The sequence below is a fragment of the Caulobacter sp. GW821-FHT05F04 genome (genome assembly GCF_059419665.1).
Genome location: NZ_JBWKSF010000004.1, coordinates 447529 through 470229, shown reverse-complemented (window position 1 = coordinate 470229; position 22701 = coordinate 447529). Strand labels below are relative to the sequence as shown.

At 67.0% G+C, this 22701-nt stretch carries 14 protein-coding genes; 7 read left to right on the top strand and 7 right to left on the bottom strand.

Annotated elements, in window-relative coordinates; genetic code table 11:
- Nucleotides 1-155: 155 nt before the first annotated feature.
- Nucleotides 156-1958: an IlvD/Edd family dehydratase gene (locus tag AC07R7_RS13705; RefSeq protein WP_494635521.1), complete on the top strand. Its 1803-nt coding sequence runs from the start codon at nucleotides 156-158 to the stop codon at nucleotides 1956-1958.
- A gap of 27 nt (nucleotides 1959-1985) precedes the next feature.
- On the top strand, nucleotides 1986-3545 hold the full coding sequence (locus AC07R7_RS13700) for a glycoside hydrolase family 43 protein (protein WP_494635520.1): 1560 nt from the start codon (nucleotides 1986-1988) through the stop codon (nucleotides 3543-3545).
- 9 nt (nucleotides 3546-3554) lie between these two features.
- On the opposite strand, the gene AC07R7_RS13695 is transcribed toward AC07R7_RS13700, so the two are convergent.
- The 3 genes from AC07R7_RS13695 to AC07R7_RS13685 all read right to left on the bottom strand — a co-directional run bounded on the left by AC07R7_RS13695 (nucleotide 3555) and on the right by AC07R7_RS13685 (nucleotide 7859).
- Nucleotides 3555-4292: a FadR/GntR family transcriptional regulator gene (locus AC07R7_RS13695; RefSeq protein ID WP_494635519.1), complete on the bottom strand. Its 738-nt coding sequence runs from the start codon at nucleotides 4290-4292 to the stop codon at nucleotides 3555-3557.
- A gap of 183 nt (nucleotides 4293-4475) precedes the next feature.
- Nucleotides 4476-6053: an alpha-N-arabinofuranosidase gene (locus AC07R7_RS13690; RefSeq protein ID WP_494635606.1), complete on the bottom strand. Its 1578-nt coding sequence runs from the start codon at nucleotides 6051-6053 to the stop codon at nucleotides 4476-4478.
- A 93-nt stretch (nucleotides 6054-6146) separates the two neighbouring features.
- Nucleotides 6147-7859 carry a glycoside hydrolase family 43 protein gene (locus AC07R7_RS13685; RefSeq protein WP_494635605.1) on the bottom strand — a complete coding sequence of 571 codons (1713 nt, stop codon included), beginning with the start codon at nucleotides 7857-7859 and terminating at the stop codon, nucleotides 6147-6149.
- Between the two features lie 320 nt (nucleotides 7860-8179).
- Here AC07R7_RS13685 and AC07R7_RS13680 point away from each other — a divergent pair, with 320 nt between their 5' ends.
- Both AC07R7_RS13680 and AC07R7_RS13675 read left to right on the top strand, forming a co-directional pair.
- On the top strand, nucleotides 8180-10525 hold the full coding sequence (locus AC07R7_RS13680; protein WP_494635518.1) for a glycoside hydrolase family 95 protein: 2346 nt from the start codon (nucleotides 8180-8182) through the stop codon (nucleotides 10523-10525).
- Entirely contained in the window at nucleotides 10522-12864 is a 2343-nt protein-coding gene (locus AC07R7_RS13675; protein ID WP_494635517.1) for a beta-L-arabinofuranosidase domain-containing protein, read from the top strand. The genes AC07R7_RS13680 and AC07R7_RS13675 overlap by 4 nt, the downstream gene beginning before the upstream one ends.
- 53 nt (nucleotides 12865-12917) lie before the next feature.
- Here AC07R7_RS13675 and AC07R7_RS13670 read toward each other — a convergent pair whose 3' ends face one another.
- Entirely contained in the window at nucleotides 12918-15797 is a 2880-nt protein-coding gene (locus tag AC07R7_RS13670; protein WP_494635604.1) for a TonB-dependent receptor domain-containing protein, read from the bottom strand.
- 469 nt (nucleotides 15798-16266) lie between these two features.
- On the opposite strand from AC07R7_RS13670, the gene AC07R7_RS13665 reads away from it, so the two are divergent.
- Entirely contained in the window at nucleotides 16267-17229 is a 963-nt protein-coding gene (locus AC07R7_RS13665) for an MFS transporter (RefSeq protein WP_494635603.1), read from the top strand.
- Nucleotides 17213-18832 carry a glycoside hydrolase family 43 protein gene (locus tag AC07R7_RS13660; RefSeq protein WP_494635516.1) on the top strand — a complete coding sequence of 540 codons (1620 nt, stop codon included), beginning with the start codon at nucleotides 17213-17215 and terminating at the stop codon, nucleotides 18830-18832. The genes AC07R7_RS13665 and AC07R7_RS13660 overlap by 17 nt, the downstream gene beginning before the upstream one ends.
- Here the strand turns inward: AC07R7_RS13660 and AC07R7_RS13655 are convergent.
- Nucleotides 18829-19830, bottom strand: coding sequence for a LacI family DNA-binding transcriptional regulator (locus AC07R7_RS13655; protein ID WP_494635602.1), 1002 nt, complete (start codon nucleotides 19828-19830; stop codon nucleotides 18829-18831). The genes AC07R7_RS13660 and AC07R7_RS13655 overlap by 4 nt on opposite strands.
- Before the next feature lie 506 nt (nucleotides 19831-20336).
- Here AC07R7_RS13655 and AC07R7_RS13650 point away from each other — a divergent pair.
- On the top strand, nucleotides 20337-21323 hold the full coding sequence (locus tag AC07R7_RS13650; RefSeq protein ID WP_494635515.1) for an alpha/beta hydrolase: 987 nt from the start codon (nucleotides 20337-20339) through the stop codon (nucleotides 21321-21323).
- A 38-nt stretch (nucleotides 21324-21361) separates the two neighbouring features.
- Here AC07R7_RS13650 and AC07R7_RS13645 read toward each other — a convergent pair whose 3' ends face one another.
- Together AC07R7_RS13645 and AC07R7_RS13640 are read right to left on the bottom strand one after the other, a co-directional pair.
- Entirely contained in the window at nucleotides 21362-21961 is a 600-nt protein-coding gene (locus tag AC07R7_RS13645; RefSeq protein WP_494635514.1) for a hypothetical protein, read from the bottom strand.
- Between the two features lie 392 nt (nucleotides 21962-22353).
- On the bottom strand, nucleotides 22354-22701 hold the full coding sequence (locus AC07R7_RS13640) for a hypothetical protein (protein WP_494635513.1): 348 nt from the start codon (nucleotides 22699-22701) through the stop codon (nucleotides 22354-22356).

Sequence of the window (22701 nt, the reverse complement as noted above, 5' to 3'; positions counted from 1 at the left end):
TTGCGCGCATGGTTAAGGCTCGGCCTAGTCGATTGACCGTGTTTCGTCGAAATTATAGTCAGACAAATACGAGCGCGGCGCATGGTGATTTGCCACTCCCAGGAGTTCAGCAAGCTACCGGCGCCGAGCCGGACTAAGCAGCGACAAGGCTCTTCATGGTTTCCCCCAAAAGCGACGCACCCAAGCTCCGTTCGCGCGCCTGGTTCGATAACCCCGATAACACCGACATGACCGCGCTCTATCTCGAGCGCTACATGAACTTCGGCCTGTCGCTGGAAGAGCTGCAGTCGGGCAAACCCATCATCGGCATCGCCCAGACCGGCTCGGACCTGTCGCCCTGCAACCGGTATCACCTGGTCCTGGCCGAGCGTGTGCGCGAGGGCGTTCGCTCCGCCGGTGGGATTGTTCTGGAGTTCCCCGTCCACCCGATCCAGGAGACCGGCAAGCGTCCGACGGCGGGGCTGGACCGCAACCTGTCCTATCTGGGCCTCGTCGAGCTGCTCTACGGCTATCCGATCGACGGCGTGGTGCTGACCATCGGCTGCGACAAGACCACGCCGGCCTGCCTGATGGCGGCGGCGACCGTGAACATTCCGGCCATCGCCCTGTCGGTCGGGCCCATGCTGAACGGCTGGCACAAGGGCAAGCGAACCGGCTCGGGCACCATCGTCTGGCAGGCCCGCGAGATGCTGGCGGCCGGCGAGATCGACAACGCCGGCTTCATCAAGCTGGTGGCCAGCTCCGCGCCCTCGACGGGCTACTGCAACACCATGGGCACGGCCACGACCATGAACTCGCTGACCGAGGCCCTGGGCATGTCGCTGCCCGGCTCGGCGGCGATCCCGGCGCCTTATCGCGACCGGCAGGAGAACGCCTATCGGACGGGCCTGCGCATCGTCGACATGGTCCACGAGGACCTCAAGCCGTCCGACATCCTGACCCGCGACGCCTTCCTCAATGCCGTGGTCGTCAACTCGGCCATCGGCGGCTCGACCAACGCCCCGATCCACCTGAACGCCCTGGCGCGCCATATCGGCGTCGAGCTGTCGATCGACGACTGGCAACAGTTCGGCGAGGAGGTGCCGCTGCTGGTCAACCTGCAGCCGGCCGGCGAATATCTGGGCGAGGACTACTACCGCGCCGGCGGCGTGCCGGCGGTGTTCGGCCAGCTGATCGAGCAGGGGCTGATCCGCGAGGACGTGAAGACCGTCTCGGGCCAGACGATCGGTGAGCAGTATCGCGGCGCGGTGATCGAGGACGAGGACGTCATCCGTCCGTTCTCGCGGCCGCTGGTCGAGCGGGCCGGTTTCGTGGTCATGCGCGGCAATCTGTTCAACTCGGCGATCATGAAGACCAGCGTGGTCAGCCAGGAGTTCCGCGAGCGCTATCTGTCCAATCCCGATGATCCGGACGCCTTCGAGGGCGACGCGGTCGTCTTCGACGGGCCCGAGGACTATCACCGCCGGATCGACGATCCTGCGGTCGGGATTACCTCCAACTCGATCCTGTTCATGCGCGGCGCGGGGCCCGTCGGCTATCCCGGCGCGGCCGAGGTCGTGAACATGCGCGCGCCCGACTACCTGATCAAACAGGGCGTCCACCAGTTGCCGTGCGTCGGCGACGGGCGTCAGTCGGGCACCTCGGGCTCGCCCTCGATCCTCAACGCCTCGCCGGAAGCGGCGGTGGGCGGCGGCCTGGCGCTGCTGAAGACCGGTGACCGCGTGCGCTTCGACCTGCGCAAGTCGCGCGTCGATGTGCTGGTCTCGGCCGCCGAGATCGTCGAGCGCCGCAAGGCCCTCGATGCGGCGGGCGGCTTCGCCTATCCGGAAAGCCAGACGCCCTGGCAGGAAATGCAGCGCGCGGTGGTCGGCCAGATGGAGACCGGCGCGGTCCTCGAACCGGCCGTCAAGTACCAGCGCATCGCCCAGACCAAGGGCCTGCCGCGCGACAACCACTAGTCGCTCCGGCGACGATCCGAGGGTCTCATGCCAAAGCCATCCACGCTGATCGTGTCGGCCCTGGCCCTGGGCTTGGCCTGCGCCGCCGCGAGCGTCCAGGCCCAGGTCTGGCGCTCCGATAGCGGGCAGGGGACCTATCACAATCCGCCCCTCTACGCGGATTACCCCGATCCCGACATCATCCGGGTCGGCGAGGACTTCTATTTCGCCTCGACCACCTTCGTGAACGCGCCGGGCCTGACGATCCTGCACTCCAGGGACCTAGTGAACTGGGACATCGCCGGCCACGTGATGCCGAAACTGACGGGCAATCCCAAATACGATCTGGCCGACGGCGGCGACTATCGCCACGGCGTCTACGCCCCCAGCCTGCGCCGTCATGGCGGGCGCTTCTACATCGCCGTCACGCCGGTGGGGCGGAACACCCGGATCTATTCCGCCGCCGACATCCGCGGGCCCTGGAGCGTGCGCGAGCTCGATCGCGAAGCCTTCGACCCCGCCCTGTTCTTCGACGACGACGGCAAGGGCTATGTCGTCACCGCCAGCAGCGCGGACGGTACGATCACCCTGCTCAGCCTCAACGCCGACCTGACCGCGGTCACCAGCGCGCGGAAGATCCATTACATCAAGGGCGCCGAGGGCTCGAAGCTGATCAAGCGGGGCGGCTGGTACTATCTGTTCAACGCCATCCCGCGACGCTTGGCCCTGACCGTCTCGCGCGCTCGCAGCCTGACCGGGCCGTGGGAGACGCGCGACCAGATCGACGACACCACCGGCGGCCACCAGGGCGCGCTAGTCGATCTGCCCGACGGCGGCTGGTACGGCTTCGTCATGCGCGACGCCGGCGCCATCGGGCGGGTGACCAATATCAGTCCGGTATTCTGGCGCGACGACTGGCCCGTCTGGGGCACGCCGGCCGCGCCCGGCCGCGTCCCCGATGTCGCCGCCAAGCCCATCGCCGGCGGGGCCTTCGTCGAGCCGCCCAGCTCCGACGATTTCGGCGGCAAGGCGTTGGGCCGGCAGTGGCAGTGGAACCACAATCCCGACGACAGCCGCTGGTCGCTGCGCGAGCGGCCGGGCTATCTGCGCCTGAAGGCCACGACCAGCGACCAGTTCTGGACCGCGCGCAACACCCTCCTGCAAAAGGGCCAGGCGCCGCGCGGGCGGGGCGTGGTCAAGCTGGACGTGCGGGGACTGACGGTCGGCGACGCCTGCGGCTTCGGCACGTTCGGCAAGTTCTCCAGCCAGTTGGTCGTCACCCGGACGGCCGACGGGCGGGGCGCGCTGTCCGCGCGTCTGGTCGAGAGCACCCAGGAGGGGCCCAAGACGACGCCGCAGGGCGAGGCCTTGACGGTCCCGCTCGTGGACCTGTGGCTGTCGGTCGAGATGGATTTCACCACCGACAAGGCGGCCCTGGGCTACAGCCTGGACGGCAAGGCCTGGACCGCTATGCCCGGTGAATTCCCGCTGGCCTTCGACTGGCGGACCGGGACCTTCCAGGGTCAGCAATATGGCCTGTTCTGCTACAATCCCAAGGGCGGCCTGGGCCGCCTGGATGTCGACAGCTTCACGCTGAGCAAGCCCTAGGAAGGGGCTCTACATCGCCGATCGGGTGTCATCCAGCGCCAGGTCGACAAGGGCGCGCATGGCCGCGCTGGCCGCCTCGGGATCGCCCGCGGCGATAGCGTCGAAGACCTTGGCGTGGTCGGGCACCGGATCGCGGGGCAGGGCGCGCGAGCGCTGCTTGAACTCGGTGGTCCAGCTGACCGCGGCGCTGATGCTGGCGCTGAGCGCCATCATCGCGCTGTTGTGCGTGGCGCCCAGAAGGGCGTCGTGGAAGGCGCGGTCGGCCGCCCGGCCAGCCTCGGTCGCCAGGGTGTGGCGGCGCATCTTGGCCAGGGCGTCCTTCATGGTCTTGAGGTCGTCCTTGTCGCGTCGCTCGGCGGCGAGGCGCGCCGCGGCGGGCTCGACGATCGCCCGAAGCTCGAACAGGTCGCGCACGAAGCTGACGTCGGGTTCGGCCGAGAAGGCCCAGGCCAGCACCTGCGGATCCAGGATATTCCAGCGGCTGCGCGGCAGGACCCGGGTGCCCGCCTTGGGGCGGCTCTCGACCAGGCCCTTGGCGGTCAGGACCTGGACGGCTTCGCGATAGGCGCTGCGCGAGACGTCCAGGGCTTCGGCGTTGGCGATTTCGCCGGTCAGCTTCTCGCCGGGCGCGATCTGGCCCGAGACGATGGCGCTGCCCAGATAGTGCGCCACCGCGCCCCGCAGCCGTCGACCAGACCCTCTCGCCGATCGGGGGATCGACTTGTCGTCTGGTTCGTCGGTGGACATGGGCTCGGGCTCCTGCGTGGGTGCGCTCATTTCTATAAGCGCAAGCAGGCGGGCGTTGGCAAGTTGTCAGGCAAGTTTGCCGCCGCGGCATGATCGCCGCCGCCGGCCATGACGGCGAAGGCGCTTCTTCCCGCATGATGCGATGGGAGCCCTCGCCATCATGCGGGAAGTGGTCAGATGTCGTCAGTCCAGGCGGACGACCATGATCGACTTGGGCGGGGCTTCCAGCGTCAGACCGCCCGCGCCGGCCTTCGCCGAATAGGGCTTGGGGACGACCGCGTTGGGGGCGTCGAAGGTGTTGACGCTGTCGACGCGCGGCGCCGTCATGACCTGGCCGGTGGCGGACGCGGCTTTGACGTCGGCGATGTCGGCCCGGATACTGGCGGACTTGACGGGATCGAGGTTGGAGACCGCCAGCCACAGCTTGCCCTGGGTGTCGCGCGCGGCGATGGCGTCGATGCGCGGCAGGGTGATGTCGCCCTGCGTATAGGTCCCGGCGTCGAACATCACCGGCACGAACGTCGCGTCCTGGAAGGGCAGGTACATCTTGTAGACGTGGTAGGTCGGCGTCAGGACCATCTTGTCCTTGTCGGTCAGGATCATCGCCTGCAGCACGTTGATCATCTGGGCGATGTTGGTGATCCGCACACGGTCGGCGTGACGCGCGAAGATGTTCAGGTTGAGCGCCGCCACCAGCGCGTCGCGCATCGAGTTCTGCTGGACCAGGAAGCCCGGATTGGTGCCCTCCAGCGGCGCCAGCCACACGCCCCATTCGTCGACGGCCAGCGGCACCTTCTTCTCCGGATCATACTTGTCCATGATCGCGGCGTGCTTGGTGATCAGCCCGTCCATGCCGAGCGTTTCCTTCAGCAGCTTGGCGTAGGCGGTCTCGTCGAACTTGGTGCTGGAAAATGACGGCGGCCAGCCGCCCGTCGTGTAGGAGTGCAGCGACAGGCCTTCGATGTTCCAGGCCCAGTCGTGCCCCTTCTGCGCGGCCATCACCGCCTCGGTATAGGCCGGCTTGCCCTGGTCGGGGCCGACGGCGATGCGCTGCATGGCGTCGGCGCCGGTCTGCTTGGGATTGTAGTTCCGCACGAAGCGGGCGTAGCGCTTCATCTGGTCGGCATAGTACTCCGGCCGCATGGCGCCGCCGCAGCTCCAGCTTTCGTTGCCCAGGCCCAGATACTTGATCTTGTAGGGCTCGCGGTGGCCGTTGGCGGCGCGTTCCTTGCCCGCCGTGGTCTCCGGATCGGCGGTCATGTACTCGACCCACTCGGCCGCCTCCTGGACCGTTCCCGAGCCGACATTGACCGAGATGTAGGCGTCGCTGCCGATCTGGCCGACGAAGTCCATGAACTCGTCGGTGCCGAAGGTGTTGGGCTCGACCGCGCCGCCCCAGTTGGAGTTGATCGTCTTGCGGCGACCCTCGATCGGGCCGATGCCGTGACGCCAGTGATATTCGTCGGCGAAGCAGCCGCCGGGCCAGCGAACGTTCGGCACCTTGATGTCGCGCAGCGCCTTGACGACGTCCGTGCGGATGCCGCGGACATTGGGGATGCTCGAGTCCTTGCCGACCCAGACGCCGCCATAGATGCCGCTGCCCAGGTGTTCGGCGAACTGGCCGAAGATGTTGCGATCGATCTTGGCCCCGGGCGCCCCGGCCTCGATGCGGACCGCGATCGGCGCATCCGTCTTGGTCTGGGCCAGCGCCGGCGCGGTCGCGGCGAGCGTCAGGGCGCAGGCGGCCATCGGCCACGTCATTCTGGTCATCTTGTCTCCCCTCGGCGCCTCTGGGCGCATCGCTGACGGTCGCCTCGGCGCCGTCTTCCGTTGGTCAAAAGTCCGCGTCGGTGTTCACTGGCCCTGGGCGCCGCCGTCGTGAGCGTAGACGCCCAGCAGAGCGCCCACGAAGCCGCCGGCCTTCTTGGTCGAGAGGATCGATCCATCCTCTTCGGCCTTCAGGGTCTTCCACTGTCCGGCGGCCAGGGCGTACGAGAAGTCGTAGGCGCCGCCCCGGGCGGTGATCTTCAGCCACACGGGCGCACCCGCCTTCAGGGCCACCGGCGCGCTGGCGATCTTCACGCCGCTTTCCGGGTCGTTGGGGCCGGTGCGGCGTTCGAGCACGATCTCGTCCTGTCCCTGGGCGTTTCGCTCCAGGCCCAGAAAAAAGAAGTGGTCGTCGTTCTGCACGGCGACCATGCCGGCCTTGTCGCCGACCTTGGTCGGGCGGAAGCGCATTTCCGTGGCGGCGCTGGCGTTGAGGTGCTGCTGCCGCCGTCCCCAGAAGGAGGGCTGGGTCATGCCGCCGATGGTCTCGGGCCGCGCGGTCAGGATCAGCTTGCCACTGTCCAGTCGCCACCAGCGCTCCCGAGGTATCCGCATGGTCACCCAGTTGAGCGGCAAGGCCTTGCCGTCGAACTCGTCGCGAACCTTGAAGGCGCCGGCCGTCGGCGGCGGCCTGGGCGTCATCTCCGGCAGATCCGGCTTGGCGTGGACGTAAGGAATGGTCTTGCCGTTCTCGAGGATGATCGGCCAGCCGTCCTTCCATTCCACAGGCAGAAGGAAGGTCTCCCGGCCGGTGTTGTAGAGGTCATCGCCGTAAGGGCGCACCGCCAGGAAGGTCGCCCACCACTTTCCGTCCGGCGTGTCGACCAGGTTGGCATGGCCAGCCGAGGTGATCGGCAGGGGACGGTCTTTCGGCAGGCCGCGCTGGGTCAGGATTGGATTGTTCGGGTACGGAACATATGGTCCCCAGGCGCTCCTGGAGCGCAGCGCGACCTGGCTGTGGCCTTCCGCCGTTCCGCCTTCGGCCGCGATGAGGTAGTACCAGCCGTCCTTCTTCAGGATGTGCGGACCTTCTGGCCAGATGGGCTTGGCGGCGGGATTGACGCCCTTGTCCAGCAGGAGCTTGCGTTCGCCGACGGTTTTTCCGGTCTTGATGTCGTAGGCGATCGCCCAGATGGCGCGGTGGCCCCTGTACTCGGCCGGGCCGGGCGGCTCGCCATTGAAGACGATCAGGGCGCCGCCGTCGTCGTCGAAGAAGAGATACGGATCAATGCCCTCGACCGTCGGCAGCCACACCGGGTCGGACCAGGGGCCCTTGGGGTCCTTCGCCGTGATCAGGAAGTTGCCCTTGCAGTCGACACAGGTGTTGAGGAGGTAGAACGTGCCGTCGTGGTGGCTCAGCGTCGGGGCGAACACCGCGCGCGAGAGGCCCAGACGCCCGAAGTCGAGCATGCCTGGGCGGTCGATGGCGTTGCCGATCTGCTTCCAGTGCACGAGATCCGTCGAATGGAAGATCGGCAGCCCCGGGAACCAGGCGAAGGTCGAGCTGACGAAATAGAAGTCCTTGCCGACGCGCATGACCGCCGGGTCGGGATAGGTGCCCTTGAGGATCGGATTGGCGTACTGGCTCGGCGTGGGTTTGAAGGCCGCGTCCGACGGATCCGCGCCTTCGTATTCGAACCAATCGAACGCCGCCGTCGGCGCGGCGTTCGAGACCGTCTTTGGCGTTTGCGCATGGCCCGATCCGGCGAGCAAGGCCAGGGCGGAGGCCAGGCTCAACATCCGTCCATGGAACGGTCGCCGCGATCGACGGCCTGGCGAAGCTTGGGCGAACATGGCGTTTCCTGTCTCCTGCCGCGTCGGCGCGCGGTCTTTATTATGTCGGGCAAGTCGCCCGTCCCAGTTGCCGTGCGTCACGGCCTGGCCCACCCTATCGCGCGAAATGAGGCAATGGTAGCGCTAACCTTTAGGATGATCCGGTTGTTCTTATCCAGCTTGTAGGCTGGCGGTCGGTCGTGCTTTTGTCGGAGTATTGTGACGTTGGCCCGCATCTGCAAGGGCTGATGTGCTCGATGCCCGTTCGACCGCTGTTCGAGAGCCATATGACGCTGACTCGCCGCTCCACGCTCGCCGTCCTCGGCGCCGCCTCGGCCCTGACCGCGGCGCCCGCGCGCGCCGCTCAGACCAAGGCCTCGCCGACGCGCCTCTGGTATCGCCAGCCGGCCAAGGCGTGGGTCGAGGCCCTGCCGATCGGCTCGGGCAAGCTGGGCGCCATGGTGTTCGGCGGCGTGGCGTCCGAGCGGCTGCAACTGAACGAAGACACCCTGTGGGCCGGCGGTCCGTACGATCCGGCCAATCCGGAGGCGCTGGCGGCGCTGCCGGAGATCCGCCGCCTGATCGACGCCGGCGAATACGCCCGGGCCACCAAGCTGGCCGACGCCAGGTTCCTGGGTACGCCCAGGCGGCAGATGGCCTACCAGACGATCGGCGACCTGAAGCTCGACTTCCCGGGGCTGGGCGAGGCGAGTAGCGACTATGTGCGCGACCTCGACATCGACGGGGCGGTCGCCGCCACGACCTTCAGGACCGGCGGCGTACGCTATCGCCGAGAGGTGATCGGCAGTTATCCGGACGGGGTCATCGCCGTGCGCCTGAGCGCCAGCCGCAAGGGGGTGATCAGCGTCGATCTGTCCTTCGCCAGTCCGCTGAAGTCCAAACCCGTCGCGACGGTCGAGAGCGGCGTCCTGGTCCTGACTGGCGCCAATGAGAGCCGGGAGGGGATCTCCGCCGCGCTGACGTTCGAGTGCCGCGTGGAAGTCCGCGCCAAGGGTGGCGCGGTGACGGGACAGGGCGGCGTGTTGTCGGTTCGGAATGCCGACGAAGTCGTGCTGCTGATCGCGGCGGCCACCAGCTACCGCAGGTACGACGACGTCTCCGGAGACCCCAAGACGCTGAACAACGCGACGCTGACCAGGCTCGTCGGCAAGCCCTGGGCGAAGATCCTGGCCGACCATCAGGCCGATCACCGGGCGTTGTTCCGTCGTGTCAGCGTCGACTTCGGCCGCACCCGCGCCGACCTGCTGCCCACGGACGAGCGCATCCGGCGGTCGCCGAGCACGGACGATCCCTCGCTGGCGGCGCTGTATTATCAGTACGGCCGCTACCTGCTGATCGCCTGCTCGCGTCCCGGCGGCCAGCCGGCCAACCTGCAGGGGGTCTGGAACGACAAGACCTCGCCCCCCTGGGAGAGCAAGTACACGATCAACATCAACACCGAGATGAACTATTGGCCGGCCGAGCCGACCCATCTCGCGCCCTGCATTGAGCCGTTGATCGCGCTGATCCAGGACCTGGCCGTGACCGGTGCCCGCACCGCCAAGGTCATGTACGGCGCGCGCGGCTGGGTCGCCCATCACAACACCGACCTTTGGCGCGCCACAGCGCCGATCGACGGCGCGATCTACGGCGTCTGGCCCACGGGCGGCGCCTGGCTCTGCAAGCACGTCTTCGACCACTACGACTACAGTCGCGACAAGGCCTATCTGGCCCGCGTCTATCCGCTGATGAAGGGCTCGGCGCGGTTCTTCCTCGACACCCTGGTCGTCGATCCCAAGTTCGGCGTGCTGGTCACCAGCCCGTCGCTCTCGCCGGAGAACGATCATGGTCATGGCTCCTCGCTGGTCGCCGGTCCGACCATGGATCAGGCGATCATCCGGGACCTGTTCGACAACTGCCTGAAGGCCGAGGACATCCTCGGCGCCGATGCGGCCTTCGTCGCCGAGCTGACGGCGGCGCGCGACAAGCTGGCACCGTACAGGATCGGCAAGGACGGCCAGTTGCAGGAATGGCAGGAGGACTGGGACGCCGACGCCAAGGAGCCTCAGCACCGGCACGTCTCGCACCTCTATGGCCTGTTCCCATCGGACCAGATCGGGATCGACACCACGCCGAAGCTGGCGGCGGCGGCCAGGACTTCGCTGCTGAAGCGCGGCGACCTCACCACCGGCTGGGCCATCGCCTGGCGGCTGAACCTCTGGGCGCGGCTGGGCGACGGCGACCACGCCCACAACGTGCTCAGGCTGTTGCTCGGCCCCGAGCGGACCTATCCGAACATGTTCGACGCCCACCCGCCGTTCCAGATCGACGGCAATTTCGGCGGGACCTCGGGCATGACCGAGATGATCCTGCAAAGCCGCAACGACCGGATCTACCTGCTGCCGGCCCTGCCTTCCGCTTGGCCGACCGGCCACATCACCGGCCTGAGAGCGAGGGGCGCGGTCGGTGTCGATGTGCGTTGGGCGGGCGGCAAGCTTTCCGAGGCGGTGCTGACCGCCGCGGCTGATGGTCGCCACACCGTAGTTCATGGGTCATCGACCCTGGAGATCGAGATGAAGCAAGGTCAAAGCGTCCGCCTCGCGGCCCGCGACGGCGTCCTGGTGCGCGCATGAGCGGCCAAGCCCTCACCCCCAGCCGGCGCTCGGTGCTGCTGGCCGGCGCTGCTCTGAGCGTCACGTTCAGCGCCAAGGCTTCCGCCCAGACGCCCACGTCATTGCGCAAGGTCGAGCCGATCCCGGCCCGATACGTAACGCTGGAGCCGTCGCCGTTCGCCGACGCCATGGCGGCCAACCGCCGCTACCTGCTGTCGCTGGACCCCGAGCGGCTGCTGCACAACTTCTATTGGTCGGCCGGCCTGCCGGCGAACAAGCCACGCTACGGCGGATGGGAGAGCGAGAGCATCGCCGGTCATTCCCTGGGCCATTGGCTGTCGGCCTGCAGCCTGACGGTGGCCAATACCGGCGATCCCGCCGTCGCGGCCGTCCTCGACCGCACGCTCGCGGAGATGGCGAAGATCCAGGCCGCCGAGGGCGACGGCTATGTCGGCGGCACGACCGCCGACCGGGGCGGCAAGGAGGTTCCCGGAAAGGTCATCTTCGAGGAAGTCCGCCGCGGCCAGATCGAGGTCACCTGGACGCTGAACGGCGGCTGGGTGCCGATCTACGCCTATCACAAGGTGCTGGCGGGGGTGATCGACGCATACCTGTTGGCCCACAATGACCGGGCCTTGCCCATCGCGCTCGGCCTCGCCGACTATCTGTCCGGCGTCCTCGATCCTCTCTCGGAGGAGCAGGTCCAGAAGGTCCTCTCGGTCGAACACGGCGGTATCCTGGAATCCTACGCCGAACTGCATGCGATCACCGGCGACGCCCGTTGGCTGCGCACCGCCGAGCGGCTGCGCCACCGGGCTTTCGTCGATCCGCTGCTGGCCCGTCGCGACGCCCTGGCGGGGCTGCACGCCAACACCCAGATCCCGAAGGCCGTCGGCCTGGCGCGCTTCTACGAAACCAGTGGCCAGGCCGATCATGGCGAGGCGGCGGCGTTCTTTCACCAGACGGTCGTCGATCACCACAGCTATGTGCTGGGCGGCAATTCCGAACGCGAGCACTTCGGTCCGGCCGACCAACTGGGCGGCACGCTGACGACGGGCACCTGCGAGGCCTGCAACACCTACAACATGCTGAAGCTGACGCGGCATCTCTATGCGTGGAAGCCAGACGGCGCCCTGTTCGACTACTATGAGCGCGCCCAGCTCAATCACATCCTGGCGCACCAACGGCCCGACACCGGCCAGTTCGTCTATTTCATGCCGCTTCAGGCGGGCGCCAAGCGCGACTATTCCACGCCGGAAGACAGCTTCTGGTGTTGCGTGGGCTCAGGCATGGAAAGCCACGCCAAGCACGCCGACAGCATCTTCTGGCGCGGGTCGGACGCGATCTACGTCAATCTCTTTGTGCCCTCGACGCTGGATCTCCCGGGCGACGCCAGGCTCGAACTGCGGACCCGCTATCCCGAGCAGGGCGAGGTCGTGCTTCGGGTGGTCCGTCCTTCGGCGACCGCTGCCACCCTCGCCATTCGCCGCCCCGGCTGGGCGCAGGGCGCGCGGATCGCGCTGAACGGTCAGGTGCTCGACGCGCCGGTTTCGGATGGCTACTGGCGCGTGACGCGCGTGTGGCGGGCAGGCGATACGATCACCGTGACCTTGCCGATGACCTTGCGCGCCGAGCCGCTCAAGGGCGCCCCGGCCACCTACGCCTTTCTCAGCGGACCCTTGGTCCTGGCGGCCGATCTCGGAACTTCGGACAAGCCGTTCGACGGCCCCGCGCCGGCGCTCCTGGCCAAGGCCTCGCCCACCGACACCCTTGTCCCGGGCGGCGGGGTTCATCGCTACGCCACGGTCGATGTCCTGGGGCAGGGTCAAACCCTGCGGCCGTTCAACGCGCTCTATGACCGGCGGACCGCGGTCTACTTCCAGACCTTCACGCCGACGGACTGGAAAGCGCAGCGTCAGGACTATCTGGCGTCCGAGGCGCAGCGGGCCGACCTGGCGCGACGGAGGATCGACGTCTTCCACATCGGCGAGATGCAGCCCGAGCGCGATCACGGGCTGACGGCCACGGCCGGACAGCCGGGGACCTTCTATGGCCGTCACAGCCGGTCGATCCCCGAGGGCGCGGAGGTGTCGTTCACGATGGCCCGTCGACCCGGCGCCGCTTTCCTGCGCGCGACCTATTGGGGCAACGACTCCAACCGCGAGATGGCGATCGAGTTCGACGGACAGCAAGTCGCCGTGGAGCGTCGGTCCGGACCCAAGCGCAACGACTGGGTCATCGTCGACTATCCCCTGCCGTCCAGCGACCAGAAGCGCTCGAAGGTCAGGCTGATCGGTCGCAAGGGGACGAGTGTCCTCTACGGGCTCGAGCTGATCGAAGCGCCGCGGCGAGAGACCTGAAGCAAAAATAAGGAGGTCAGGCGCGGATGCCTGACCTCCGTAGTCGGGGGGATCTAGAAGCGGAAGCGAACGCCCGCGCGGTACATCCGGCCGACGATGTCGTAGAGGGCCGGGTTGGCGTAGTTGGGCGACTTGGCCGGATCGCGGTCGAACAGGTTGTCGACCTTGAAGTAGGCGCTCACGTCCTTGCGGATGTTGTAGGTCCCGCCGACGTCCATGTAGAACGCGCCGGGCATGAAGTTCTTGTCGATGGTCGGCGCGTTGGGCGTCGAGGCGGGGCAGGTTCCCGGGGCGCAGACCACATACTGGTTGCCGTAGTTGCCGTCGGTGAACCAACGCTCCTGCAGCGTCAGGGAGAAGCGGTCGGTCTCGTAGCTTTGGATCGCCAGCCACTTCCAGTTCGGCGTGCTGCCTTGGTTCACGCCAGCCGAGTCGACGGGCGCCGTGCCGGGCAGGCCGGTGTCGGTCCAGAAGTCGCGGATGTGGGTGGCCAGGGCGCGCAGGGTGAAGGCGCCCGACAGGCCCAGCGGTTGCTGCCAGCGATAGCTGGCCTCGATGTCGAAGCCGCTGGTCTTGATCGACGCCAGGTTGAAGGACTGGACGTTGATGTAGTTCGGGCCGTTGGGGTTGTTGAGGTTATAGGCGCTACAGGTCTGGGGCAGGACCTTGTCGATGCAGTAGTCGACGATCTGGGCCGCGCCCAGGCTGGAGACGACGTCGTCGACCTTGATCTTGTAGTAGTCGAACGACGCGCTGAAGCCTGGCAGCCAGGACGGATTGGCCAGCACGACGCCGATCTGCGAATTGCGCGCGATTTCCGGCGTCAGGTTCGGGTTGCCGACGGCGTTCTGGATCGCCACCACGTTCCGGTTGTTCGCCCGATCGAAGAAGTTCGGCAGGGTCGTGGTGACCGGTGCGGCGAATAGCTCCGACAGGTTGGGCGCGCGGACGTCGCGCGAGGTCACGCCACGGAAGCGCAGGCCGTCGATCGGCGTGTCCCAGGTTCCGCCCGCCTTCCAGGTCCAGATGGTGCCCGAGGTGCTGTAGTCGGTGACCCGCGCCGCGGCGTTGAAGTTGGCGCGGCCGGCGGAGTCGTTGTTGAACAGCGGCAGGTCGATTTCGAGGAAGGCTTCCTTGACGTTGTAGACGCCGTTGCCGTTCTTGTAGTTGCCCGCGTGCCAGTTGTTGCCGAGAGTGTTGAGCAGCGGATCCGCCGGATAGCTGCCGCCGTAGGGGCTGCGATCGGCGACGCCGGCGCCATATGGGTCCGCGCGGACGGTGTAATATTCCCGGCGATATTCAGCGCCGAAGGCCACCGAAAGCGGACCGGCCCACAGGTCGATCGGGGCGCCCGAGAAGTTCAGGCTGGCCACGTCCTGTTTCATGAGCAGGCGCTGGAACGGGCCGGCGGCGGGTTGGACATATTCCAGGGCCGCGGCGGAGGGGGGCTTGCCGCCGAAGATGTTGAGCGGCTGGCAGCCGTTGGCGCGCGCCACGGGATCGGCGCAGACGATCGCCCCGTTCAACGTGGTGGCCTGGATCGCCTGGTTGAAGCGCGGCGTCAGGATGATGTGGTCGACGTCGATAGCGGTCTTGTTTTCACCGTGCTGGTAGTAGGCGTCGTAGGTCCAATCCGAGCCCACCGCTGCGAACTTGCCCTTCAGGCCGGCGACGACGCGATACTGACGACGGTCTGTATGGACCTTGGTATTGGGCAGCACCGCGTTGCTGACGCCGTACTGGAAGCTGGTGATGCCGGCGGTCGCGCAGGCGTCCCGCACCGAGGTCGGCAGGTAAGGGTTGGAGCACTGCAGCGTCAGGCCCGTCCGATTCATGCCGTTGACGGGCTGGTTGCTGGTCTTGACCTGGCCCAGATTGAACGAGACGTAGGCCTCATTGCCCTCGGCGAAGTCGTAGCCAACGCGGCCGTAGGCGACCTTGCGCTCGATCTTCGACTGCAGCGTGCGGCCCGAGTCGACGTTACCGGACAGGTCGCCGCCGACGCAGAAGCCCGGGAAGCAGCCGGTGACGGCGCCGCCAGCGGTCTTGGACGGAACGCCGTTCGAGCCGTATTGGAACTGGAACGGGTTGCCAGCCTGGTCGAAGGCGATGCCTTGCAGCGGACCGGCCGTGATCAAGCCGTACTTGGTGTAGGCGTACGGCTGGGCGTTGTCGCGCATCACGTAACGCGGCGAGCCGTCATTGAGGACGTTGCGATCGATCATGGTCGTCTGGGTGAACCAGTGACGGTCACCCGCCAGGTCCAGGCCGAAGTCGCCCGGACCGACGCCGTTCTCCTTGGCCCATTCGACGCTGCCGACCACATGCACGCGGTCGCCCGCGAAGCTGCGGCCGCCAGCCAGCTGCACCAGGCCTTGCTCGTTGTCATTGTACTTCGAGACGCCCGCCTGGACGTTGCCTTTCAGACCCTCGAAGCGCGTGTCGGTGATGAAGTTGACGACGCCGCCCACCGCGTCCGAACCGTAGGAGGCCGAGGCGCCGCCGTTCACGACGTCGACGCGCTGGATCAGCAGTTGCGGGAACAGGCTGACGTCGGTGACGCCCGTATAGTAGGCCCCAACCACGCGCTGGCCGTCCAGCAGGGTCAGGGTGCGGATCGTGCCCAGGCCGCGCAGCGAGAACGAGCTCAGGCCCTGCTGGCCGCTGGACGTGCTGAAGGTGTTGGTCGCCGAGCCGCTCGAGCCCTGCAGCGACGGCAGTTGGACGATGGTGGCGAAGACGTTCGGCTGGGCATTGTTCTGGATCTGGGCCTCGCCGATCACCGAGGTCGGGGTGGGCGCCGTGAAGCCCGTGGTCTGGATGCGCGTGCCGGTGACGACCACCTCGGTGACCGTGGCCGAGTCGTTGGCCGGCGCCGAAGCGGGGGCCGTTTGAGCCAGGGCGGGCGCGGCCGCGAACAGGGCCGCGGTCATCGCGCCGGCGCTGGCCGACCGCAGAATCCGGTCCCGAATCCGTGTGGTGTTGTTCCGAGCCTCGATCTGGGCGCGGCTATGCGCGCCGCCGCCCTCTGAGGACGTCATGCCATTGGCGTTCATTCTCTTCCCTCCCTATCCGCAGGCTCACCGGCTCTGCGTGCTTGATCGTCGCCATGGCCAACCGCGATGGTAACGTTATCAGTGATCTTGGTATGGCCGCCGCCCCGGTGTCAATACTCCGACATATTATCGTTGAAACGATCGTTCTGGTTCGCTAGTCGGTTGTGGGTTGGCGAGTGAAACCGCGCCAGGCCTCGACGAAGGCGGGTCGGCGTTCTCGCCGATCGGGGATGATAACGTTACCGGAGGAGGGGGCGTGTCAGCAGGTCAGAACGACGGTCGAGCGCTTCGACGGCCGCGCTTCGCCTACATCCGATGGACCATTCTGGGCCTGTTTGTCCTGGCGATGGTGCTCAACTACCTGTCGCGATCGGTGCTGGGCGTCGCCGCGCCGATGGTGCTCAGCGAGCAATCGATCTCCAGCGAGCAATATTCGTGGATCACCAGCGCCTTCCAATTGGGCGTGATGTTCCAGCCGCTCGTGGGCTATTTCCTGGACGGTGTCGGGCTGCGCTTCGGCTTCGCCCTCTGCGCCATTCTGTGGTCCCTGATCACCATGGCTCACATCTTCGCCCAGGGATGGGCGCCGTTCGCCGGGCTGCGTCTCGCCCTGGGCCTGACCGAAGGCTCGGCCCAGCCTGCGGGCCAGAAGCTGATCGCCGAGTGGTTCCCCGCGCGCGAGCGGGGCTTCGCAGGCGGCGTCTATAATATCGGCGCGTCTTTCGGCGCGGTGTTCGCCCCGATGCTGGTCGCCTGGGCCGTGATGATGGGCAGCTGGCGTCTAGCCTTCGTCGCCGCCGGCGCGCTCGGTCTGGCGTGGGTGGCGGCCTGGATCATCTGGTACCAGGCGCCGGCCAAGCACCGGCGGCTGGCCGCCGACCTGGGCTGCCTGTTCGGTCCCGCGGTCGTGGCCTATCTGCAGAAGCGCGGCGTCGACCTGATCGATGCGCGGCGCTGGGCGTTCAGCCTCGGCGCGGTGTTGATGACGGCCATGACGCTGGTCGGCCTGGCGGCCAATCCGTATGTCGCCCTGGCGCTGCTCTGTGTCGGCGGCTTCGCGCATCAGACCCTGTCGGTGACCGTGATCACCATGGCGTCCGACCTGTTCCGGCGTGACGAGGTCGCGACGGTGGCCGGCTTCGCCGGGCTGGCGGGAAATCTCGGCGTCCTGATCTTCACCCTGGCCCTGGGCAAACTGGTCGACCAGGTCGGCTACGGACCCTTCTTCGTCATGCTCGGCCTGCTCGACCTCGTCGGCGCCGGCCTGCTCTGGACCCTTGTGCGCAAACGACATGTCCCAGCTTCGTAATCCCATCCTCAGAGGGTTCAACCCGGACCCGTCGATCGTTCGAGTCGGCGACGACGTGTTCATCGCGACCTCGACGTTCGAGTGGTTTCCGGGCGTCCAGATCCATCACAGCCGTGACCTCGCGCACTGGCGACTGGCGGCCCGGCCCCTGGCGCGGGCGTCCCAGCTGGACATGCGCGGCGATCCCGATTCCTGCGGGGTCTGGGCGCCGGATCTCAGCCATGCCGATGGGCGCTTCTGGCTGGTCTACACGGACGTCAAGCGGTTTGGGCAATCGACCCTGGACGGCGCGACGGGCGTGACCCTGAGGGATTTCCACAACTACCTGGTCACCTGCGACCAGATCGACGGCGTCTGGTCCGACCCGGTCTATCTCAACAGCAGCGGCTTCGATCCGGCGCTGTTCCATGACGACGACGGGCGCAGCTGGCTGCTCAACATGCTGTGGGACCATCGCCCGGACAGGCCGCGGTTCGCGGGCATCGTCATCCAGGAACTCGATCGCGCCACCGGCGCCCTGATCGGCGAACGCGAGTTGATCTTCCAAGGCACGGACCGGGGCTTCACCGAGGGACCGCATCTCTACAAGCGAGACGGCTGGTATCACCTGCTGGTGGCCGAGGGCGGCACGGGGTGGGGGCACGCGGTGGTCATGGCGCGCTCACGCCACCTGCTTGGACCGTATGAGCTGCACCCCGACGCGGTGGTCCTGTCCTCCGGCGGCCGACGCGATGGTCCGCTGGCCCGCGCCGGGCATGGTGACCTGATCGAGCTGGCCGACGGGACGCCGTGGATGGCCTATCTGTGCGGCAGACCCCTGCCAGGCCGGCACCGATGCGTCCTGGGCCGCGAGACGGCTCTGCAGCCGATGCGGTGGTGCGAGGACGGCTGGCTCAGAAGTCTGACGGTCGATGGCGCGCCCGATCCGACGCCCGCTGCCCCTGGTCTCCCGCCGGCGCCTTGGCCGGCGCAGACGTGGGATGGCGGCTTTGCCCTCGACGCGCTGCCGTCCGAATTTCAGTGGCTGCGCACGCCCTGTCCGGACGAGCTCTTCAGCCTGGCGGCCCGGCCCGGATATCTGCGTCTCTACGGACGGGAGACCATCGGCAGTCCCTTCCGTCAGGCGCTCGTGGCCCGGCGCCAGGAGGATCTGCGGTTCACGGCCACGACGCGGCTCGCGTTCGACCCGGTCGACTTCCAGCAGGCCGCCGGGCTGGTCTGCTACTACAACAGCACCAAGTTCCACTACCTCCACGTCACTCGCGACGCGGGCGAGCGTCAGCTGCAACTGATGACCGCCTCGCCGGACGCGGGCGGCTGCACCCTCCAGATCCTGGTCGCCAGCCTGCCCGAAGGACCGATCGAACTGCGGGTCGAGGTCGACCTGGACCAGCTTCGGTTCGCCTGGCGCGGCGACCGTGAAAACGATTGGCGCGACCTGCCCGACGCGCTGGACGCTAGCATCCTGTCCGACGAGGCGTCCTTGCCCGGCCTGCCCAATTTCACGGGGACCTTCGTGGGGATGGCGTGCCAGGACATGTCAGGGAGGGCGACGCCCGCCGACTTCGCCTTCTTCCGCTACGAAGGTCGGGGTGACGATTAGCTCAGGGGCGGCGAGGTCGACAGCCGGCGAACGAGCTGGTGATCGAGCACCCGGTCGCGGTGATCGCTCAGATGGGCCTCGGCCCCGGAGATCTGCGCCGCCAGCAGGCCGAGCGCCTCGGCGGCCAGCTCGCGAACCGGCTGACGCACCGTGGTGAGCGGCGGCCACAGGGTGACCGCCGCGGCGGTGTCATCGAACCCCGCGACCGTGAGTTCGCCGGGCACGTCGAGGTGGCGGCGGTGCGCGACCGACACCACGGCCGCGGCCATGTCGTCGTTGCTGGCGAAGATCGCCGTCGGCGCGGGTGACGCATCGAGCAGGAGCTCGGCCGCCGCGAGGCCCGAGGTGAAGCTGAAATCGCCTTGGGCGATCATCGTCTGCACGTCGTCGGCCTCCCGAACCGCGGCGTAGAACCCCGCCAACCGCTCGGCGCTCGCCGCCTGGTCGGGATTGCCGAGAATGAAGCCCAGGCGGCGATGCCCTTCGGCGATCAGGTCTCGCGTCATTTCATAGGCGGCCCGCCGATCGTCGATCCGTACGCAGATGGCGCCCGTCACGCCATAGGCGCCGACCGCCGCCAGGGGCAGTCGCGCCTTACGCAGCACCTGCAGGACCGTGGGGGATTCCCCCAGGGGAGGGGCCAGGATCACGCCGCGCACGCCGGCGGCGATCAGGGTCTTCAATTCGGCGTCCTGGGGCGGACGCCCGCCTTCGCCGCCCTTGAGCAGGATCAGGCGGGCTCCTCGCGTGGACGCCTCTTCGTAGACCCCGGTCAGGAACTCGCTCATGAAGGCGGCGCTGGGATTGGAATAGACGACGCCGATCCGCAGCTCCGCCGACGTCACGAGGCTGCGCGCGGCGACGTTCGGCGTGTAGCCCAGGCGGTGGATCGCTTCGGTGACGACAAGGCGTGTGTCGGGGCCCACGCCCGGGCGGGCATTGATCACGCGCGACACGGTCATGGGGGAAACACCGGCCGCGGCCGCGACATCGACAATTGTTGGGCCGCGGGCGCCCTCAGTATTTCTGGCCAATCGTCTACCCCGCCACCGTCATTGAAACCCTACCTATTCGATTGTCGGCTCGACTCAAAATCAGCGCCATGGGGCGGGCGGACCTGCCAGTGGCGTCACGACTATCGGTATCGCCACTGTTATTGGTTGGACAGGTTCAAGTAAATACGATTACGTTAACGCAACCATTCCGCAATCTGTCTTACAGATCGGGGGCGTGGCGCGGCCTTGGACTTGGTTTCGAGGCTCCGCCGCTTTCGTCCTTTGGCCGCGAGCTTTCGACTGCCCGCTTTCCCCCTCCTGGGCGGCCCGCCCGAGCCCGGTCACATCGCCAGGCTCGGGCGGCTTTTTTATCTCTCAACCTTATCTCTCAACGCGTGGCGCCAGCCAAACTTGGTTCCCCATCAGGACGTGACAAACGCCCAGCTTATTTGTAGGAGTAAAAAGCCGGAATGATACCGGTCACAAAGTCAAAAATGGGAGGTTGCGCCATGGAGCGGATCAACAAAGATCGCCGGTCGGCGTGGGTGAGGGCGGTGCGCGCGGGCCTTGTCGCGGGCGCCATGGCCGTGACGTGCGCCGTCGCCGCGCCCGTCCAGGCTCAGGCCGACAAGATGACGCCGATCGCGACCCCGGCGCAGCCGAAGGCGATCGAGCTGGGAACCGGCGCGCTGCCGGGCGCCACCGCCGCTGAATCCTGGCACAGTCAGTATGGCAGCGTGTTCGCGCGCAACGTCACCGTCGCGACCTTGACCCCGTTCCTGCCCGATCCGGCCAAGGCCACGGGCGCGGCGGTCATCGTCGCGCCGGGCGGGGGTTTTCGCACCCTGTCCATGGAAAATGAAGGCTGGCAGGTCGCCCAGGCCCTGGCCGACAAGGGCGTGGCCGCCTTCGTGCTCAAGTATCGCCTGAACCAGACGCCCGCCGACATGCCCGGCTTCGAGCGGTCCATGACCGAGATGTTCGCCAATACGGCGCGAAGCCCGCGGCCAAATCCCGAACAGGCCATCGCGGGTCTGGCCCCGCAGATCGCCGACTCCCGCGCCGCCTTCGCGTTGGTCCGCAAACGCGCGGCCGAATGGCATGTCGATCCCGACCGGATCGGGATGGTCGGGTTCTCGGCGGGCGCCATGCTGACCATGGCCACCACGCTCGCGGGGCAGGACGCCAGGCCCGCGTTCATCGGGACGATCTATGGCTCGCTGGCGCCCGTCACCGTTCCGGCTGACGCGCCGCCGCTGTTCGTCGCGCTGGCGGCTGATGACCCCTTCTTCGCGAATGGCGGCTTTGGTCTGATCGAGAGCTGGCGGACGGCCAAGCGGCCGGTCGAGTTCCACCTCTACGAACAGGGCGGCCACGGCTTTGGCATGTATCAGAAGACAACCACCAGCACCGGCTGGTTCGACGCCTTCGCCCGCTGGATGGGAATGCACGGGCTCCTGAAACCGGCGAGCGCTCGCCTGTCGCGGGGGAACTAGCCTGGACGGCTAGATCGGTGGCGCACCGAGGATATGGATCACATTCGCCGGGCGATACGATTCCGTCGGCGGGCTCGGTGCGCCACTGGATGATACGGTTTGTTGAAGATCGCGCGCCGTACGTCTTCCAACGCGCCGGTCAGCGAAATGGGGGTAAATAGGCTTTTGTTTTCGCGGAGGTTTTTGGCGCACCCGACACGAGACAGCTGAAGGGGCTGAACCGTCTTGGCCATGGTCTGCTTGACCCTCTGGACGGTGGCGGTCGAGACGCCGGTCGCCTTGGCCACCGCCCGGATGGACTGACCGGCGCGAAGGCCTTGCTCGACCTTCTTGAGCCGGATCGGCGGGATGGCGGGGGTGGGGGATGGTTGTGCGGAAGTGGCATGAACTCGGCGTGCAACAGTGGGATGCCTGCAACCGACGTTTCCGTGCGCGCCCAGGCGAATGTCGCATTTCCGGAGGTGAGCCAACGGCGGCTTCTGGACGGTCTGGGCTGCGGACTTCAGCAGGGTCGCGAGGCCCGGCATATCGGGCACTCCATAGCCCGAGGCCAGCTCGGCCCACAGGCCGTCGCGGTCGCTGTCGGCATAGGCGGTCCACTCCGTGGATCCACGTTCGGTCTCGAGCTTGATGACCAAATCGCCATAGCGATTGTAGGTCTCATTCCGGTCGATCCGTTCGTAGGAAAACCGACCATTGCCTTCGAGCTCGGCGACGGACGTGACCTTACCTGACGCGTCAAAGGTGAAAACGTATTTTTCTTGGCTCGATTGAGTGCAGTTGTGCTTTCCCGACGTTTCAGCTGCCTTCCGATGGTGCGAGTTATGTTGCTCTGAGCTGTTAGCACTCGCACCTGAGACGAGCCTGAATGTTCTACGTATTCGTCAATTTTAAATTGGCGAATATCTCATCGTATTCTGTTTACCGAGTACGATGACCCGTTTTTGAGTAATGTTTCTATCGTTTCGCCGCCCCGGGAGCGCCGTGTTCGGTCTCTTGCTGCGCGGGGTGACGGCATCCTGGTCCGCAGTCAAGGGCGCTCCAGGCGCCACCGTACGGCTTGAGGCGCGATCTCCGGCGGCAAGTCGATCTTCAGAACGCGGCATTCATGCGTCCGGCCAGGGGCGAAGCTGGGCGTCGCCACGGCGCTCTTCCAAATCGTCGCGCCTGACGCGTCTTCAGCCGCGACGGCGAGACGGCGGATGGATGCGCCAGCGGCTCGGCGGCACATCCATCCGCGCAGCACCGGGCGATCGTCGGGACGTGGATCGAGGTGGACCGACTTCAGAACGAACGCTCGGCTGCCGATCTCACCGATCACCACGTCTGGCCGCGGTCCGGTCTGTGAAAGCGCCAGGGCGAGCGCGAAGCTGATCAT